Raw genomic sequence first — 14,571 nt, 5'->3', positions numbered from 1 at the left:
CGCATCGCCGCCCGTTTGTTTTTTCAACAACGTCCGATTAGAAACGATAGTCGGCGCTGAGGTACCAGAACGCACCCGGCAGATCGTAGGTGCCCGCGTCGTAGCCGTTCAAGGAGCAGGTCAGGCACACCGGCGGTTCCTTGCCGAACACGTTGTTGGCGCCGACGGACAACTTCAGGCCTTCCAGCGAGAAAGCGTTCTTCCAACTGGCCTGCACATCGTTGAAGGTGGTCGAGCCCAGCTTGTTGAATTCGACGCCGCCCTGGCAGCCCGGCGCTTCGCCGACCGGCACGTTGCTGCAAGGCTCCTTGACCGCATCGATGAAGCGCGAGGTCCAATTCACGCTCCAGTCGCCGGAGGTCCAGCCCAACTGCGCGTTGACCTGCCATTCCGGGATGGCGCTGTCGTCCACTTCGATGCCGACTTCGCGTTGCGAACGGTTGCCGTCGATGTCTATCGCTTCGTAACCCATCACATAGGTCGCCTGCAGCGAGGCGTTCAAGTTGCCCCAGCCCCATTCCGGACCGGTCCAGTTGAACTTCACGTCCAGACCGTCGGTCTTGATCGAACCCAGGTTATCCAGGAAGTTGTTCGGCGGATTGAGGTTGCCGCCGATCGGATTGCGGGTGAACGGCGTGCAGTTGAGCGTACCGACGCCGCCTTCGCGCAAGCAGGTTTCGAGCAACGACTGCAGGTCGCGCGCCTGGATGGCGCCCTCGATCTCGTGGTTGTAGTAGCTCAACTCGATATCCAGGCGTTCGGACCAGGATTGGTCCTCGCCCCACGACGGGCTGTAGACCACGCCGATGGTGTAGCTGTCCGATTCTTCCGGTTCCAGGTTCGGATTGCCGCCGGTGAAGGTGGTGATCTGGGTGTTGGCCTGTTCGAAGGTGGGCGGCGCGCCTTGCGCCAAGCAACCCGCCGCGAATTCCGGCGCCGCCGGTCCGGGGCTGCCGGTCGAGCCGCAGGGATCGACCAGGGTCGCGCCGAACTGCGTGAGGCCGTACAACTCGCCCAGGTTCGGCGCGCGGAATCCCTGCGAATAAGTACCGCGTATCACCAGGTCTTCGACCGGCTGCCAGCGGAAACCCGCTTTGCCGGTGGTGGCGGTGCCGAAGGTCGAATAATCCGAATAGCGGACGGCGGCGGTGAGGTCCAGCGAAGCCAGCACCGGGAAGTTGAACTCGGTATAGATTTCCTTGACGTTGTAGTCCGCCTTGACCGGCGCGGCGAAGGAGTCCTGCGACTCGCCGGACTGGCGCAACGGATCCGGGTTGAACTCGCCCCTGTACTTGCGGTACTCGACGCCGGCGGCGAAGGCGGCGGTGCGGTCGCCGATGGCGAACAGATCGCCGGTGACGTTGGCCGAAGCCAGGTCCAGCGTCTGCTTGCTGGAATCGATCTGGGTGGTACGGATGTAGTCGATCATCTCCTGGGTCATCGGACGGCCTTGGCCGCCGAACAGATCCAGCGGTATGCAGCCCGCCACCGCTGCGCACAAGGCAGGATCGCCGAGCGCGAGCTTGAGCTTGGCGACGTTATAGCCGTTGTAGAACGTCTGCGTGGCCTTGTTGACGGAATGCACGTAGTTGGCGTCCCAATTGAAACCACGGTCGCCGATATTGAACAGGCCGTCCAGGCCGATGTTGAAATAGACCGTGTCGACATCCTGCTCGAAGATGCGGGGACCGACTTCGACCGGACGCTTGGTGATGAAACCGAAGTTGCTCGATGCATCCAGGTCGATGCCGAACGGGTTGTACGGGTTAGCCGCGGAAATGGAGATCGTATCGGCGATTCCGCCGGTTCCCGCGAACGGCCCCACGAAGATCGGCTCGGGCGCGGCCTGATTGGTCGAAGTACGATTGTTGTACAACGCTTTCACGTGCAGGCGCGTGTTCTCGTTGATGTCGTAATTGACGCTGGTGAACAACGACTTGCGCTTGCTGGGCGTCAGCAGCAGGTTGTACGGCGCGAAGTTGAAGCGGTCTGCGCCGCTGAAGCCGTGGTAGGTGCCGCCATTCGGGTCGTTCGGATCGAAAACCGGCACGGTAGTGCCATTGTTGAGTGTGATGTCGTACCAATTGTTGCCGTCCGCATCGCAACCGCCGACGCCATCGACCGGCCGCGACGGATCGCAGAAGGTGAAGCGTCCTTGTGGGATGCCGGAGCTGCCGCCACGGACCCCGGTGCCGGGGGTGGGGTATGAGGACTGCTCCCAGCTTCCGGAACTGATGCTCTTCTGCTCGTAGTAGCTCGCGCCGAATACCGCGGACCAGCGATCGCCGGAGCCGCCCAGGGTCAGGCTGGCTTCGGTGGTGTCGCCGCCGTCATCGTACTGTCCGAAATAGGTGTGGACTTCGGCGCCGTCGAACGTCTTGCGGGTGATGATGTTGACCACGCCGGCGATGGCGTCGGAGCCGTAGATGGAAGACGCGCCGTCTTCGAGTACTTCTATGCGTTCGACGATGGCCAGCGGAATGGTGTTGACGTCGGCGCTGCCGCTGACGCCGGAGGCCGAGGACTCATTGACCCAGCGGATACCGTCCACCAGCACCAGCACGCGCTTGGAGCCCAGGTTGCGCAGATCGACCTGCGCCGAACCCGCACCGATGCCGCCGCCGTCGGCCGGATAGCCGAAGTTGCCGGAGGAATTGAACTTGGCGTTGAGCGCCTTGCCGCTGGCGGTCAGTTGCTGCAGCACGTCGCCGACGGTCTGCACGCCGGTCTTGTCCAGCTTTTCGCGGTCCAGCACGAACACCGGCTGCGCGGTGACCGCATTGGTCTGTTTGATGCGGGTGCCGGTCACGGTGACCGTGTCCAGCGTCTTGGCTTGTTGTTCGGTAGTGTCCTGCGCGGCGGCGATGCCCGGCAGAGTCAGGAGCAAACTGAGGTGGATGGCGATAGCCAAGGATTGGCGGCGCGGTTTCATGGTCTCTCTCTCCAGAGTGATTGAGGTAAGACCGTCCAGTTCCCTGTGCCAGGACGGTCTGGCGCCAGTTTGTAAACAAATCGTAAAAATCAGCAAGCGAATCGTGTGAGGGTTGGCTGAATGTAATTCGCCTTTCGGTCCGTGTTCACACTAATAAGGTGACCGCAACCGTTATCAGGAACAGGGCGAATACCCGCTTCAGGGCCAAACCACTGATCCGGTGCGCCAGACGCATGCCATACGGCGCCGACAACACCGAGGCCACCGCCACCCCGATGGCGGCCGGCAGATAGACATAGCCCACCGAATATTCGGGTAGCGCACCCGCCGGGGCATGCAACGCATAGCCGACGGCGCTGGCCAGCCCTATCGCCACTCCGCAGGCGCTGGAGGTGCCGACCGCGCGTACCGGTGCGATTCCGCGCCACACCAGCAAAGGCACGGTCATGCTGCCGCCGCCGATACCCACCACCGCCGACACCGCGCCGATGCCGGTACCCGCCGCGATCATGGGCAAGCCGGTCGGCGGCCGCGCCATTACGCCTTCGGCGCCGACCCGGGTTTTGCCGAACAGCAACTGCGCCGCAGCCAGCAGGCAATAGCCCGCCACCACCCAACGCAGCACCTGATCGTCCAGCTTCACCGCGATGCCGCTACCCAGCCATCCGCCCAGCAACAAACCCGGCACCATCCATTTCACCGTGGGCCACAGCACGCTGCCGCGACCGTGATGGGCGTATGCGGACGAAGCAGCGGTCAGCACGATGCTGGCCAGCGAGCTGGCCAGGGCCGCATGCATCGCCGCTTCTTTGGGAACACCGTAGAAGGGCAACAACCACGCCAATGCGCCGACCAGCACCAATCCGCCGCCGACGCCAAGCAATCCCGCCAGTACGCCGGCGACTGCACCCAGCAAGGGGAACATCCAGATTCCTTCGAACACGTTCTCTCCAAACCAAATGTGATGCGGCTAGTGTGATGCGCAATTCACGCGCCCGTGCGGCGAATCATGCGATTCATCCGCCATCCTTTAGTATTTCGGCCATGACAAAAGCTAGCTTCGCTATCGTACTCGCTGCCGCCTGCGGCCTATTGCCGGCCTGCGCCGCGCAAGCGCAAAACCTGGACGCGCAACGCCCGCAAATTCAGGCAGCTTTGCAGGCAGCGGAAAGCGGCCGCTTCGATGCCTCGCAATATTCCCCGGGGCTCACGGCGCATCCACTGTACGGCTGGGTGGAATTTGCCGCTCTCAAACGCGACATCGACACCTTGTCCACCGCACAGGCGCAATCCTTCCTCAAACGCTACGACGGCCAGGCCGTGGCCGATGCTTTCCGCGGCGTCTGGCTGCCCGCATTGTCCCGGCGGCAGGACTGGCCCACGCTGCGTGCGGTGTGGAAACCGACCTCCAATGTCGGCCTGCAATGCGCCGAACTCAACGCGCGCCAAGCCCTGGGCAAGGCCGATGCGCAATGGACGTTGGACGCGCAGAAAATCTGGACCAGCACCGGCAAGTCGCTGCCGGACAGCTGCGATCCCGTGTTCGCCCTGCTTGGCGTCAACGGCGGATTGCCGCCGGTCCTGCGCTGGGAGCGCATCGACAAGGCCGCCGCCGAGCAGCAACCAGCCGTCATGCGCAGCGCAGCGCGCGGATTGCCCGCAGCCGATGCAGCGCTGGCCAACGACTACGCCGCGTTCCTGGACAGCGTGCATGCGCGCGCGCTCGGTTGGCCGAAGACCGAACGCAGTCGCAAGATGGCCATGTACGGCCTGATGCGCTTGGCCAAATCTTCGCCAGCCAGTGCGGAAGTGCAGTTGCCGCAGTACGCCGCGGCGCTGGGCATGAACGAAAGCGAGCGCGGCAAGGTGCTGTACGAAGCGGCGCTGTGGACGGTAGCGTCCTACGAACCCGATTCCGCGCGCCGCCTCAATGCCGTGCCCGAAGCGGCCTACGACGAAAAGCTGCACGAATGGCGCGTTCGCGAAGCCATGGCGCGTGGCGACTGGCGCGCCGCACTGGCGGCGATACGCAAGATGCCCAAAGCGCAGCGCGAGGATTCGCGCTGGCGCTATTTCGAAGCGCGGCTGGCGGAAAAAAACGGCGACAACGCCGAAGCCCAGCGCCTGTTCCGAGAAGCCGCCAAGTCGGCCACCTTCCACGGTTTCCTGGCCGCCGACCGCATCGATCAGGGTTACGCGCTATGCGCCTGGATCCCCAACGACGGCGCGCAGGCCCGCGCCGTGATCGCCAAGGATCCGGCAATCGTCCGTGCGATGGAGTTATGGAAACTGGAACGCCCCGGCTGGGCCACCAGCGAATGGAACAGCGCGTTGGCGCGCTTCGACGATACCCAGCGCCGCCTGGCGGTGGAAGTGGCGCGCGACAACGGCTGGTTCGACCGGGCGGTGTTTTCGCTGGGCAAGAATCCGGAGGAACAACGCCTCTACGAATTGCGCTTCCCGCTGCACCATGGCGAGACCATCAAGCGCGAAGCAGCCAGGAACGCCATCGACCCGGCCTGGGTCGCGGCCGAGATACGCGCCGAAAGCGTCTTCAACCCCAAGGCGCGCTCCGGCGCCAACGCCATGGGCCTGATGCAGGTCCTGCCCAGCACGGGCGCGGCCACCGCCAGAAGCCTGGGCCTGCCCTGGGGCGGCGCCAACAGCCTCTACGATTCGGATACCAACATCATGCTGGGCACCGCGTACCTACGGCAGATGGAAAACAAATACGGCACGCCGTACGTGGCCATCGCCGCCTACAACGCCGGCCCGGCGCCCACCGCGCGCTGGCAGTCGCAACGTCCCAACTACGACCCGGATTTCTGGATAGAGACCATCAGCTACAAGGAAACCCGCGAGTACGTGGCGCGCGTGCTGGCCTTCAGCGTGATCTACGACTGGCGCTTGAACGGCAAGGCCCTGCCGGTAACCGACCGCATGCTTGGCCGCGTGGATGCGAAGCGGAAATCCTTCAGCTGCCCTACGGCGCAGTTGCCCAAGAGCTGAGTTCCGCTTTTCCTTCTCCCACCGGCGCCCGAAGGGTGTGCAGGGCTGAGAAGAGCCTGCCCTGTACTTGATACGAGGTGGCGCGCAGCGACGGACGCCGTGAAGCAAGCACCCTTGGGGTGTGAGGGAATGGAAATTACTCGCCAGGGAAATTTTTCAATAGCTGAAAATCCATTTCCTCATCCGCCCTTCGGGCACCTTCTCCCGATGGGAGAAGGAAAAACAAGGCATCATTCTTAGTATGAAAACCTACCTAGTCGGCGGCGCCATACGCGACAAGTTGCTGGGCCTTGAGCCCGGCGACCGCGACCACGTCGTGGTCGGCGCTACGCCAGAGGAAATGCTGGCGCAGGGTTTCAAACCGGTCGGGCGCGATTTTCCCGTATTCCTGCACCCGCGCACCGGCGAGGAATACGCGCTGGCCCGCACCGAACGCAAGAGCGGGCGTGGCTATCGCGGCTTCGTGGTGGACAGCGATCCATCGGTGACGCTGGAAGAGGATCTGGCGCGTCGCGACTTCACCATCAACGCGATCGCGCAGGACGAACAAGGCAACCAGTTCGATCCGCTGGGCGGCGCGCGCGATGTGCAAGCGCGCGTATTGCGGCATGCGGGGCCGGCCTTCGTTGAAGATCCGCTGCGCGTACTGCGCGCGGCGCGTTTCATGGCGCGATTCGCGGCCTTGGGCTTCACGGTCGCACCTGAGACGATGGCGCTGATGCGGGAAATGGCCGCAGGCGGCGAGCTGGCCGAACTGGTGCCCGAGCGCGTCTGGCAGGAGCTGTCGCGTGCGCTGCGTTCGGCCACGCCCTCGGCCTTCCTTCGCACCTTGCGCGATTGCGGCGCGTTGGCCCAGGTATTGCCGGAAGTGGATGCGCTGTACGGCGTGCCACAGCGTGCCGAGTTCCATCCGGAAGTGGATACTGGCCTGCACCAGGAAATGGTCAGCGACATGGCCGCGCGGCTTGCGCCTGGCGATGACGCGATCGGCTTCGCCGCGCTGACCCACGACCTGGGCAAGGCGCTGACGCCGGCGGAGGTGTTGCCGAAACATATCGGCCACGAACACGCCGGTGTGGCCCCGCTGAAAGCATTGTGCGAACGTCTCAAAGTGCCGGCCGCGCATCGCGAGCTGGCGATCATGGCCTGCCGCGAACATCTCAACGTGCACCGTCTGAATGAGCTGCGCGACGCCACGGTGCTGGAGCTGCTAACGCGTTGCGACGCGTTCCGCAAACCGGAACGCATCGCTCAACTCACTCTGGTCTGCGAAGCCGACAAGCGCGGCCGCTTGGGCAGCGAAGACGCCGACTATCCGCAGGGACGCGAACTGCAGCGCCTGCATGCCGCCGCGCTGGCGGTGAACGCCCGCGACTTGGCCGAAACCCCGCTCACCGGCCCCGAAGTCGGACTGGCGCTGAAGAAGGCGCGGCTGCTCGCCATCCAGAAGGCGCGGCGGTCCGAAAGCTGAGTCGGCTCCGTCGCACCAGCTCTGCAAGGCAGCGGTCGGTAAAAATGTGACGCAGTTCGCCGTCCGTGACCATTCTCTTGCCCTCTCCGGACCCAACAGCTCAACAGGAAAGGGATTCCACCCCTGGCACGATAATTGCTTTTACTCCAGTGCAGCTACTCCATAAGCACCTGGACACTGGATATGTACAACCTCGATTCGACCTCGCTGATCGACCCGGCAACCGACGAACTCTCGCTCACGCCCGCATTGGCCGCGCGCGGCGGTCTGTACGTGCCGTTGCGGGTCAAGTTCGCCCTGGTCCTGGCCCTGGCCGCAGCCTGGATGGGTTTCAGCGTGTGGCTGTCGCAATCCTGGTTGAGCGAGCTGTCGCACGTCACCGGATTCGCGGTGGCGCTGGTGGTAATCGCCTTCATCGCCTATGTGCCCGGTTTTATGAATGCCTTCCTGATCGGCTCGATCCTCAGCGATCGCCGTCCTTCGAGGCGCGAGTTCGCCGTGTATCCGGACCTGTGCGTGCTGGTGGCCTGCTACAACGAAGGCGAGAACATCGACGACACCCTGCTCAGCCTTTCCCTGCAGGACTACGTCGGCCAGGTAGAGGTGGTGGTGATCGACGACGGCTCCACCGACGACAGCCTGGCCATCGCCCAGGCGGCGGCCGGCCGGCTCTCGCGCCCGGGGATGCAGATCCGCGTACTGGCGCAGCCGCGCAACCAAGGCAAGTCGGCGGCGTTGAACCGCGGATTCGCCGAGACCCGGCAGGGGCTCGTGCTGACCGTCGATGGCGACTCCTATCTGCGCACCGACGCGCTGCGCAAAATCGTGCAGCGCTATCTCTCTGACCCCGCCGGCACGGTGGCCGTCGCCGGCGCGGTGCTGGTGCGCAATTCGCGCGACAACTGGCTGACCCGCGCGCAAGAGTGGGATTATTTCCACGGCATCGCCGCGGTGAAGCGCATGCAGAGCATGTACCACGGCACGCTGGTGGCGCAGGGCGCGTTCTCTCTGTACGAGCGGCAGGCGCTGGAACAAGTGGGCGGCTGGCCCGAGTGCGTGGGCGAAGACATCGTGGTGTCGTGGGCGCTGCTGGCCACCGGCGCGCGCATCGGCTATTGCGAGGACGCCTGCCTGTTCACCAAGGTTCCCGCCAAGGTCGGGCAATTCTCGCGCCAGCGCCAGCGTTGGTCGCGCGGATTGATGGAAGCTTTCGCACGGCATGGCCGGCTGCTGTTCGCGCCGCGCATGAGCACGCTTTTCATCTGGTGGAATCTGCTGTTCCTGCCGCTGGACCTGGTCTACACGCTGGCGTTCTTGCCCGGCCTGGTGCTGGCGCTGTTCGGCTACTACTGGATCGCGGGATTGATGACGCTGCTGGTGCTGCCTCTGGCCATGCTCTGGAACATCGTCATCTTCGGCGTGCAGACCAGGATGTTCAAACGACAGGATCTGCGGGTGCGGCGCAATCTCAGCGGTTTCCTGTTCTATTCGATCGGCTACACCATGCTGCTGCAACCGGTGTGCGTGTTGGGCTATGCGGCCGAACTGCTGCGCCTGCGCAAGACCTGGGGTACGAAATGAAGCGGGCTCCGCTGGCTTTCGCCCTGTTGATGGCGCTGTCGGGCATGGCGGCGGCCGGCGAAGAACCGTCGCCGAAACAGGCGTTTCGACCTGAGCTGTGGCTGTCTTCCGACGCCGACGGCAACCAGACGCAGAAATACGGACTGGGCTGGGACCTGCGCCGCTATAGCGACGATCGCTGGTTGGGGATGAAGGTGGAACGCGCGCGCTTCGCTGGCGACGGCTGGTCGCAGAGCGAAGAGCGCCTGTATGTCCGCGCCGCGGGCGGCGGCGATCTGTGGCGGTGGAAAGTGGACGCGGGCACCAATGGCGACGCGCTGCTGGGCAGTGCTTCGCTGCATAGCCAGGACGCCCGCCGCAAGGAGTTCTTCCTGGAACGCGAAATCCTGGAAACCCGCGAGGGTGCCGAACGCGGCCTGGTGCAGACCTTTGCCGGCGCTGCAGTGGACCTGCCGATGGGCGAGCGCTGGACTGCTACTGGGTTGGTCGGCCTGCAGGACTTCGGTTCCGGCAGCAATCTGCGTACGCATCTGCGTGGCAACCTGATCTTCGCGGCCTTGCCCGAACAGGGAATCAGCGTGCAGCTGCGCAGCCGCTACTTCCGCAACAGCGAGGCGCGCGAAGGGGACTATTACTCGCCGGAATGGTACGGAGAAGTCCTGGGCGTGGTCGCGCTTCGGCGCCACTACGGCGGCTACCAATGGCGTGCGGCCGCGGGCTTCGGCCGCCAGCGCAGCGACAGCGAAAGCTGGAGCAATGCGCGCATGCTGGAGGTCGGCGTAGACACCCCGCACTGGAAGAGAGCCTGGCTGCGCGCCAATGCGGGATACAAGGACACGCCGGTGCTCAACGAAACCGGCTCCGACCGTTACGCCTACCGCTATGTGAGCGTGGAAGCCGTGATCGACCTCTGATCGCCGCTCGCAGCGATCAAGTCGGCGTCAATTTCAACAAGCGTACGTTCGAACCGTCCTCCAGCAGCCAGATCGCGCCGTCCGGACCCTGCTCCACTTCGCGGATGCGCTGGCCCATCGGATAGCGCGACACTTCCCTGCCGGTGTTGCCGTCGAACTGGATGCGGATCAGCGCCGTCGACGCCAACCCGCCGATGAAGCCGTTGCCGCGGAAATAGGGAAACAGATCGCCGTCGTAGATGATGAAACCGGCCGGCGCGATCACCGGCGTCCACCATGCTTCCGGCGCATTGAATTCCGGCCGCGTGGAATGGTCGGGAATGTCGCTGCCGTCGTAGTTGCTGCCGTTGGAAACGATGGGCCACCCGTAATTGGAACCGCGCTCGATCAGGTTGAGTTCGTCGCCGCCGGCAGGACCCATCTCATGCGTCCACAACTGGCCCTGCGCATTGAAAACGACGCCCAACACATTGCGATGGCCCAACGACCACACCTGCGCCGCAATGCCTCCCTGATTGGCGAACGGATTGTCAGCAGGCGTCGAACCATCCGCATTGAGGCGCAACATCTTACCCAGGTTGGATTGCATATCCTGCGCCGGCGCGCCCTTCTGGCGTTCGCCTGAACTGATCCACAGCTTGCCATCGCGGTCGAAGGCGAGGCGATGACTGTAATGATTCTCTCCGCTCACCTTGATCTGCCGCCATATCACCTGCAAGTTGGATAGGCTGCCGTTGTTGCCGCTGGCGTCCAGATTCAAGACCGCGCGCGCCACTGCCGCTCCACGTCCGCCGGTTCCCGATTCGGCATAGCTCAGATAGATCAGACGATTGCTGGCGAATTGCGGGTGCAACACCACATCGCCCAAGCCGCCCTGCCCGCCATAGGCGACGGCCGGCACGCCGATGATTTCGCCGATCTGCTTGGTGGCGACATCGATCAGCCGCAACTTGCCCGGCTTTTCGGTGACCAGCAGGCGCCCATCGGGCAGGAAAGTCATTGCCCAGGGCTGGTCGAACCGCGCGACTTCGGTGCTCTTGAAAGCGGGATTGGGAATCTGCCGGGCAGGCAGATTGCCGCCCATCGAGGGGGGCTGCCCAGGTGCGGCCTGCGCGACGGCACTGGCGTGGACGGCGACCGGCCGATTCACCGGCACGACGCGTGGGGAAGCCATAAGCCGGGACGCGGCGCGTTCGGGCGCTTCCTGCGCGGAACGTTTATTGTCGTCCTCGGCGCCTGACAGATCGCACGCGGTCAGCAACAGCAAGCAGCAGGCAAGCAGGTACGTAGACGGGCGCATGGCGGCACTCACACCGGGGGATGCCCGCCTTTCTACTCCAATGCAGCGGAGAAAGCTGTGATCGGAAGCAGAAGGATGCTGAGAGCGGTCAGAGCTTGAGGTACCAGCGGCGACGGTCCATCCAATACACCACGCCCCACCACAGTCCCACGAACGCCAAGGCGAAGGCCAACGACGGCAGGTAGGGCCCGAAACGCGGGCTCATCCATTGGCTGAAGCCGACACGATAGATCGGTTCCCACCAACCCAGCCCCGCCAGTGCATAGACCATAGCCGCCGATCCGACATAGGCGGCGATGGCATTGGCTCCGAAACGGCGGCCCAGCGCAGGCCACTTGCCGACATCGATCAGCGCATGGCACAGGGTCAGTGCCAGCATGGCCCAGCCCGCCGTCCACAGCACATAAGAGGACGTCCACAGGTTCTTGTTGAACGGGAACCAGTACGACCAGGCGAATCCGGCCGCCAGTGCGATCACTGCGGCCAACAGCAGTCGCTTCGCATCGCCGCCGCGCAGCCATTGGCCTGCGCGTACGCCCAGCAGCGTGGTGGCGATGGCGGGCAGCGTGCTCAACAAGCCTTCCGGATCATGGCCACGGCCGCTGGCCGCATCGAACTGATAGACCATCGGTCCCAGCAGCGCGGTATCGATGCGGCTGGCCAGATTGTCCAGAGGTGCGAACGAACCGCCCGCCGCCAGCAAGGCCCAATAACCCAGCAACAGGGCCGCGATGATGAACCACTGCGCATTGGCGCGGGTCAGGGTCGCCAGCAGACCTGCCGCCGCGAAACACAGGCCGATCCGCTGCAGCACGCCCCACGGCCGGAACCACGGCTTGTCCAACAGCCAGAACGCCAGCAGGTGCAGCAGCAACCCCAGGCCGATGATCTTCGCCGCACGCAGCATCACCGCGCGCCGCAATGAAGCGATACCGGTGCCCGTCTCCACGCGTGGGACGATGCCCAGCGCGATCGACACGCCGACGATGAAGAGAAAGAACGGAAACACCAGGTCGGTCGGCGTGCAGCCGTTCCATTCCGAATGCAGCAGCGGTGCGTACACGTGGCCCCAGTCGCCCGGGTTGTTGACCAGCAGCATCGCCGCCACGGTGATGCCGCGCAGCGCATCGACCGAATCGAAGCGCCGCGGCGCGGTCACTGGCTGCCGTCGATCCAGGTGGCGACGACCTGCAGGTCCGCGTCCAACGCCACCAGATCGGCGTGGTAGCCCGGCGCGATGCGGCCGTAGCGGTCGCCTATGCCCAGGAACTCCGCGGGATAGGCCGAGGCCATGCGCGCCGCCTCTTCCAGCGGTAAACCGAGAATCCGTACGCTGTTGCGCACCGCCGTGGCCATGTCCAATGCCGACCCGGCCAATGTCCCCGCCGCATTGCGGACCACGCCATCGCGCGCGGTGATCACTTCGCCATAGAGTTCGTAGCTGGGATCGTCCGCGCCCACCGGGGGCATGGCGTCGGTGACCAGGAATACTTTGCCGCGCGCCTTGGCCTTCAACGCCACGCGCAGGCTGGCCGGGTGCACGTGATGGCCGTCGACGATGACGCCGCACCAGGTGCCGGCATCTTCCATCGCCGCGCCGACCGCGCCGGGCTCGCGGCCGGTCAGGGGCGACATGGCATTGAAAAGATGGGTGAAGCCGCGGATGCCCGCGTCGATGCCGGTGCGGGTTTCCTCGTAACTGGCGGCGGTATGGCCGGCGCAGACTATGGCCCCGCGCTGTACCAGCGCACGCACCGTATCGGCGCCCACCCGCTCCGGCGCAAGTGTGATCAACGTTATGCCGTTGTCCAGAGCGGTGGCCAGTTCGATTTCCTGCGCGTCCGGCACGCGGAATTTGCTGGCGTCGTGGGTGCCCTTGCGCGCTGGCGCCAGGTAAGGACCTTCCAAATGGATGCCCAGAACGCCCGGCACGTTCTGCGCGATCGCCGCGTGCGTGGCGGCGACGGCTTCACGCATCCTGCCGGCATCGTCGCTGATCAGGGTGGGCAGGAAACCGGTGGTGCCGAATTGGCGGTGCGCCGCACCGATGCGCCGCAGCGATTCGGCATCCGGCGAGTTGTTGAACAGCACGCCGCCACCGCCGTTGACCTGGCAATCGATGAAACCCGGCAGCAGGATCGCGCCTTGCAGGTCGTACGCATCATCGGCGCGCTGCAAAGCCTGGTGCTCGGAAACCACGGCGACGATACGCCCCGCCTGCACCAGCACCGCAATGCCCTCCTCGATCCCGCGATCGGTGAGGACGCGGCCGTTGACCAGGGCCAGGATGCTGTCGGTCGGATCGCCGTTCATACGGTCTCGGTGACTTTGTTCAGATGCGGCGGCACATCCGGATTGTGCCCGCGGCGCAGCGCCAATGCATTGATGGCGCGATAGAAACTCTGGATGGTCAGCAGCGGCGCGCAGGCCGGATGCGGCGCTTTCACCAATGGAAGATCTCCATGTGCCGACGATACCCAGACCTCCGCACCGCGCCCCCGGAATTCCTTGGCCAGGGCCAGCGTGCCGGCCTCGGTTTCATCCGGCTGCGCGAAGCAGAGCACCGGGAATCCCGGCCCCACCAGCGCCATCGGCCCGTGCTTCACTTCCGCCGAACTGTAGGCTTCGGCGTGCAGGCCGCAGGTTTCCTTGAACTTGAGTGCGGCTTCCTGCGCGGCGGCGAGGCCGAGACCGCGGCCGAGGACGAACAGGTTGTGCGCATCGACCAGGCCTTCGGTCAGCGGCGACCAGTCGGCCTGCCACGCGGCGCGCAGGCTGTCGGGCAAGGATTCCAGCGCGTCGAGCAACGGCGCCTGGTTTTTCCAGTAGGCGGCCAGTTGCAGGATGGCCGACAGCGACGACAGATAGCTCTTGGTCGCCGCCACGCTGCGTTCGGGACCGGCATGCAGCGGAACCACGGTATGCGCCAGCTGCGCCAGCGGGGAATCCTCCACGTTCACCAGCGCCACCACGCGCGCGCCGGCTTCGCGCGCGGCTTCGGCGTTGCGCAGCAGGTCGGGGCTTTTGCCCGATTGCGAGATGACCAGATACAACGCGCCATCCAGTTTCTGCTTCGCTTCGTAGACCGAGCCGACCGAGGGCGAGGCCGAAGCGGTGACGATGCCCAGCTGCGTCTCGAACAGATACTTCGCATAAGTGGCCGCATGGTCGGAGCTGCCGCGCGCGCAGGTCACCACGAACGGCGGCGGATTGCGGCGCAGGTCTTCGGCCAGTGCGGCGATGACCGGTTGGTTGCGCGTGAACTGCGCGGCGACCACTTCGGCGGTCTGCGCGGCTTCGGCGTACATCAGGGTGTCGTGGGGGGCGGGCAAACCGGCTTGGTTCGTTGCTGCGGTGTTCATGG

General features: G+C 64.8%; 10 protein-coding genes. 4 read left to right on the top strand and 6 right to left on the bottom strand.

Annotated elements, in window-relative coordinates:
* Positions 1 to 37: 37 nt before the first annotated feature.
* Together BLR66_RS17420 and BLR66_RS17415 are read right to left on the bottom strand one after the other, a co-directional pair.
* On the bottom strand, positions 38 to 2,932 hold the full coding sequence (locus BLR66_RS17420; protein ID WP_093289839.1) for a TonB-dependent receptor plug domain-containing protein: 2,895 nt from the start codon (positions 2,930 to 2,932) through the stop codon (positions 38 to 40).
* 145 nt (positions 2,933 to 3,077) lie between these two features.
* Positions 3,078 to 3,875 (bottom strand): sulfite exporter TauE/SafE family protein, encoded by a 798-nt coding sequence (locus BLR66_RS17415; protein ID WP_255402752.1) that lies wholly within the window; start codon positions 3,873 to 3,875, stop codon positions 3,078 to 3,080.
* A gap of 101 nt (positions 3,876 to 3,976) precedes the next feature.
* Between BLR66_RS17415 and BLR66_RS17410 the strand changes: the two genes are divergently transcribed.
* From BLR66_RS17410 to BLR66_RS17395, 4 genes are all read left to right on the top strand, one after another.
* Positions 3,977 to 5,941 carry a transglycosylase SLT domain-containing protein gene (locus tag BLR66_RS17410; protein WP_093289838.1) on the top strand — a complete coding sequence of 655 codons (1,965 nt, stop codon included), beginning with the start codon at positions 3,977 to 3,979 and terminating at the stop codon, positions 5,939 to 5,941.
* 241 nt (positions 5,942 to 6,182) lie between these two features.
* Positions 6,183 to 7,412 carry a multifunctional CCA addition/repair protein gene (locus tag BLR66_RS17405; protein ID WP_093289837.1) on the top strand — a complete coding sequence of 410 codons (1,230 nt, stop codon included), beginning with the start codon at positions 6,183 to 6,185 and terminating at the stop codon, positions 7,410 to 7,412.
* Positions 7,413 to 7,595: 183 nt separating this feature from the next.
* The gene (locus BLR66_RS17400; RefSeq protein ID WP_176943939.1) at positions 7,596 to 8,993 is read left to right on the top strand and encodes a glycosyltransferase family 2 protein; all 1,398 of its coding nucleotides are present in this window, start codon (positions 7,596 to 7,598) and stop codon (positions 8,991 to 8,993) included.
* Positions 8,990 to 9,907: a hypothetical protein gene (locus BLR66_RS17395; protein ID WP_093289836.1), complete on the top strand. Its 918-nt coding sequence runs from the start codon at positions 8,990 to 8,992 to the stop codon at positions 9,905 to 9,907. The genes BLR66_RS17400 and BLR66_RS17395 overlap by 4 nt, the downstream gene beginning before the upstream one ends.
* A gap of 16 nt (positions 9,908 to 9,923) precedes the next feature.
* Here BLR66_RS17395 and BLR66_RS17390 read toward each other — a convergent pair whose 3' ends face one another.
* The 4 genes from BLR66_RS17390 to BLR66_RS17375 form a co-directional block, all read right to left on the bottom strand.
* Entirely contained in the window at positions 9,924 to 11,207 is a 1,284-nt protein-coding gene (locus tag BLR66_RS17390; protein WP_093289835.1) for a PQQ-dependent sugar dehydrogenase, read from the bottom strand.
* Between the two features lie 88 nt (positions 11,208 to 11,295).
* Complete coding sequence (locus tag BLR66_RS17385) at positions 11,296 to 12,366, bottom strand: acyltransferase family protein (RefSeq protein ID WP_255402751.1); 1,071 nt, start codon at positions 12,364 to 12,366, stop codon at positions 11,296 to 11,298.
* Positions 12,363 to 13,520, bottom strand: a complete 1,158-nt coding sequence (nagA, locus tag BLR66_RS17380) for an N-acetylglucosamine-6-phosphate deacetylase (protein WP_093289834.1) — start codon at positions 13,518 to 13,520, stop codon at positions 12,363 to 12,365. The genes BLR66_RS17385 and nagA overlap by 4 nt, the downstream gene beginning before the upstream one ends.
* On the bottom strand, positions 13,517 to 14,569 hold the full coding sequence (locus BLR66_RS17375) for an SIS domain-containing protein (RefSeq protein WP_093289833.1): 1,053 nt from the start codon (positions 14,567 to 14,569) through the stop codon (positions 13,517 to 13,519). The genes nagA and BLR66_RS17375 overlap by 4 nt, the downstream gene beginning before the upstream one ends.
* Positions 14,570 to 14,571 lie beyond the last annotated feature (2 nt).

Origin of the sequence: Pseudoxanthomonas sp. CF125 (genome assembly GCF_900104085.1) — a bacterium.
Lineage (GTDB): Bacteria > Pseudomonadota > Gammaproteobacteria > Xanthomonadales > Xanthomonadaceae > Pseudoxanthomonas_A.
Note: the sequence above shows the minus strand (reverse complement) of the source record. Positions and strands in the feature narration are given on the sequence as shown.

Coding starts and splice junctions, on each gene's coding strand:
- BLR66_RS17375 (WP_093289833.1), bottom strand. CDS start 14,569: ATGAACACCGCAGCAACGAACCAAGCCGGTTTGCCCGCCCCCCACGAC.
- BLR66_RS17410 (WP_093289838.1), top strand. CDS start 3,977: ATGACAAAAGCTAGCTTCGCTATCGTACTCGCTGCCGCCTGCGGCCTA.
- BLR66_RS17390 (WP_093289835.1), bottom strand. CDS start 11,207: ATGCGCCCGTCTACGTACCTGCTTGCCTGCTGCTTGCTGTTGCTGACC.
- BLR66_RS17420 (WP_093289839.1), bottom strand. CDS start 2,932: ATGAAACCGCGCCGCCAATCCTTGGCTATCGCCATCCACCTCAGTTTG.
- BLR66_RS17405 (WP_093289837.1), top strand. CDS start 6,183: ATGAAAACCTACCTAGTCGGCGGCGCCATACGCGACAAGTTGCTGGGC.
- BLR66_RS17395 (WP_093289836.1), top strand. CDS start 8,990: ATGAAGCGGGCTCCGCTGGCTTTCGCCCTGTTGATGGCGCTGTCGGGC.
- nagA (WP_093289834.1), bottom strand. CDS start 13,520: ATGAACGGCGATCCGACCGACAGCATCCTGGCCCTGGTCAACGGCCGC.
- BLR66_RS17400 (WP_176943939.1), top strand. CDS start 7,596: ATGTACAACCTCGATTCGACCTCGCTGATCGACCCGGCAACCGACGAA.